Source organism: Azohydromonas lata NBRC 102462 (assembly GCF_001571085.1).
Taxonomy (GTDB): Bacteria; Pseudomonadota; Gammaproteobacteria; order Burkholderiales; family Burkholderiaceae_C; genus Azohydromonas; species Azohydromonas lata.
Map to the genome: position 1 here is coordinate 1 of NZ_BCTC01000223.1, position 3,001 is coordinate 3,001.

Genomic DNA, 3,001 nt, shown 5'->3' on the forward strand with positions numbered 1-3,001 from the left:
ATGCGCAGCTATTCGCTGGGCGTCAACGCCTACGTGGTCAAGCCCGTGGAGTTCAAGCAGTTCATCGCCGCCATTGCCGATCTGGGCATCTTTTGGGCGGTGCTCAACGAGCCGCCCCCGGGCTCGGTCAAGACCACGCGCCGCGGCACCTGACCCCGGTGAGCGCGTGCCGCGGCCGTTGCGGGTGCGCGGCTTGCCAAGCTTCTCTCCAGGCGGGCGCGCTGCCCGCAGCTGCATTCGGTCCACCCCGTGGCCGGCGCCTGTCCAGGGCCGGCTGCCGGAGGGCCGCCAGGCGCATGGGCAACGCGCCGGCCCGCGGGCCGGTACGCCGCTTGCTCCTGCCTGCCCTTGCCCTGGCTGGAGTTTTGCCATGACCACCGATGCAGGCTGGCGCGCCCCGCGCCGCAGTCCCTTCCTCACCGGCGCGGCGCCGGAGCCCGTGCCCGGCGCTGACGGTCTGCGCAGCCCAAGCCGGCCGCTTTTCCCACCCGATGGACCCGGGGCCTGAGCCCGGGGTCTCCCCTGCGCGCGCCCCAGAGAAAGCTCGGCCCTGCCGGACAGGACGCTTGAAATCTTGTTCAGCCATGGACGCCACGCTGCCGCCTGACCTGGCCGACTGCGCCAACGAGCCCATACGCGTTCCCGGCGGCATACAGCCGCACGGACGCATGCTGGTGCTGGACGCCGCGGATGCCCACCTCGTGGCCTGCAGCGCCAATTGGAACGCACCACCGCCCCTGGACGACTGGCGCGAGCGCCTGGCGCCGCACCTGGCCGCGCTGCAGGAGGGCGAAGGCCCCGCGCCGCTGGGCTCGGTGACGCTGGAGGACGGCCGGCGCTGGGACCTCACCGGCCACCGCCTGCCGCGGCTGCTGGTGCTGGAGCTGGAGCCCACCGAGCACCCGCTGGGCCTGCAGGCGCCGGTGTACGCGCTGGCACGGCGCTTTCTGCCGCGCATGCAGGAGGCGCGCGACGTGCAGGCACTGCTGGCGCTGGCCGTGGAGGAGTTCAAGCGGCTCACCGGTTTCGGCCGCTGCCTGGCCTACCGCTTCGACGAGGAGGGCCACGGCGAGGTGCTGGCCGAGGCGCTGGACCAGGGCTACGACGCCTACCTCGCGCACCGCTTCCCGGCGGCGGACATTCCCGCGCAGGCACGGCAGCTCTACCTGCTCAACCAGATCCGCCTCATCCCCGATGCCCGCTACACGCCCGTGCCGCTGCGCTGCGTGGACGCGGCTTGGCAGCCGCAGGACATCGACCTGTCCTGGGCCGCGCTGCGCAGCGTCTCGCCGCTGCACCTGGAGTACATGCGCAACATGGGCACGCTGGCGTCGATGTCGGTGTCCATCGTCGTGCGCGGGCGGCTTTGGGGGCTGGTCTCCTGCCACGACCGCGACGCCCGCCACGTGCCGTTCGAAACCCGCGTGGCCTGCGAGCACCTTGGGCGGCTGCTGTCGCTGCAGATCGAGGCGCGCGAGGACCAGGCCGAGCTGGCGACTCGGCTGGAGCTGCGCCACATCACGCTGGAGATCATGTCGCACCTCACCGAGAGCGACGGCACGCTGCGCCAGCTCACCGCCGAGCCCGTGCTGCTGCGCCTGGCGCACGCCGGCGGCGCCGCCGTGGTGCTGGACAACGATTGCTGGACCCTGGGCGATTGCCCGCCCGCGCAGCGCATCCAGGAGCTGATCGGCCGCATCGCCCACCAGGGCCGCGAGATCTTCCACACCGACCGCTTGGGCGAGGCGCTGCCCGCCCTGGCCGTGGACCACGGCGAAGGCGGCCGCAGTGGCGGGGCCAATCCCGCCACGGCCGGCGTGCTGGCCATCTCCATCTCGCAGGTGCACAGGCACTGGATCCTGTGGTTCCGGCCGGAGGTGGTGCAGACCGTGCAATGGGCCGGCAACCCGCGCAAGGCGGTGCAGGCGGACGACGGGCGGCTGCACCCGCGGCGCAGCTTCGAGAGCTGGCGCGAGCAGTTGCGCGGGCGCTCGCTGCCGTGGGCGCCCAGCGAGGTGTCGGCGGCGCTGGAGCTGCGCCAGGCGCTCATCGGCATCGTGCTGCGCCGCGCCGAGGAGATGGCCGAATTCGCCACCGAGCTCGGCCGCGTCAACAAGGAGCTGGAAGCCTTCTCCTACACCGTTTCGCACGACCTGCGCGCGCCCATGCGCCATATCGCCGGCTACGTGGACCTGGTGCTGGACGCCGGCGAGGGCCGGCTGCTGGGCGAGCGCTCGCAGCGCTACCTCAAGCACGTCAAGGAGGCCGCCACCTACGCCGGCAGGCTCGTGGACGCGCTGCTGGACTTCTCCCGCATGGGCCGCGCCGCGCTCAAGCGCACCGAGATCGACACCGGCCTCATGGTGGCCGAGCTGGTGCGCGAGATGTCGCAGCAGCCGCCCTGCGAGCGCCAGGTGGTGTGGAAGGTCGCCCCCGGGCTGCCCAGGCTGTGGGGCGACGCGCTGCTGATGCAGGTGGTGGTGCGCAACCTGCTGAGCAACGCCTGCAAGTACAGCCGCGACCGCGAGCCCGCCGTCATCGAGGTGCTGCCCGTGCGCCGCCCCGACGGCGCGGGGCTGGAGGTGCGCGACAACGGCGTGGGCTTCCAGATGAAGTACGTGGACAAGCTCTTCGGCGTGTTCCAGCGCCTGCACCCGGCCGAGGAGTTCGAGGGCACGGGCATAGGGCTGGCCAACGTACGCCGCATCGTGGAGCGCCATGGCGGCAGCGTGTGGGCACGCGGCGAGCCGGACAAGGGCGCGACCTTCGGCTTCCTTCTGCCCTTGCGGGCGCGGGAGGGCTGATGCTCAAACCCATTCTTCTGGTCGAGGACGACGCGCGCGACCTGGAGCTCACGCTGGTGGCGCTGGAGCGCAGCCAGCTCGCCAACGAGGTCGTCATCGTCCGCGACGGCGCCGCGGCGCTGGAATACCTGCAGCGCGAGGGCGAGTTCGCCGCCCGCGCCGCGGGCAACCCGGCCGTGATCCTGCTGGACCTCAAG

At 72.3% G+C, this 3,001-nt stretch carries 3 protein-coding genes and 1 pseudogene; all 4 read left to right on the forward strand.

The features are described 5' to 3' along the window. A pseudogene (locus tag ALA01S_RS35110) lies at positions 1 to 153 on the forward strand (response regulator); the annotation flags it as partial. A 217-nt stretch (positions 154 to 370) separates the two neighbouring features. Continuing rightward, a complete protein-coding gene (locus ALA01S_RS34230) occupies positions 371 to 508 on the forward strand; it encodes a hypothetical protein (protein WP_169806054.1) in 138 nt (45 codons plus the stop codon). Positions 509 to 584: 76 nt separating this feature from the next. Continuing rightward, complete coding sequence (locus tag ALA01S_RS30600; RefSeq protein WP_066343499.1) at positions 585 to 2,804, forward strand: ATP-binding protein; 2,220 nt, start codon at positions 585 to 587, stop codon at positions 2,802 to 2,804. Beyond that, positions 2,804 to 3,001 (forward strand): response regulator (locus ALA01S_RS30605; protein WP_507762123.1); only part of this gene is annotated, 198 nt, incomplete at its 3' end. The genes ALA01S_RS30600 and ALA01S_RS30605, both read left to right, overlap by 1 nt.

Bases quoted from the DNA above. Each gene is read 5' to 3' on its own strand.
- ALA01S_RS34230 (WP_169806054.1), top strand. From the start codon at position 371: ATGACCACCGATGCAGGCTGGCGCGCCCCGCGCCGCAGTCCCTTCCTC.
- ALA01S_RS30600 (WP_066343499.1), top strand. From the start codon at position 585: ATGGACGCCACGCTGCCGCCTGACCTGGCCGACTGCGCCAACGAGCCC.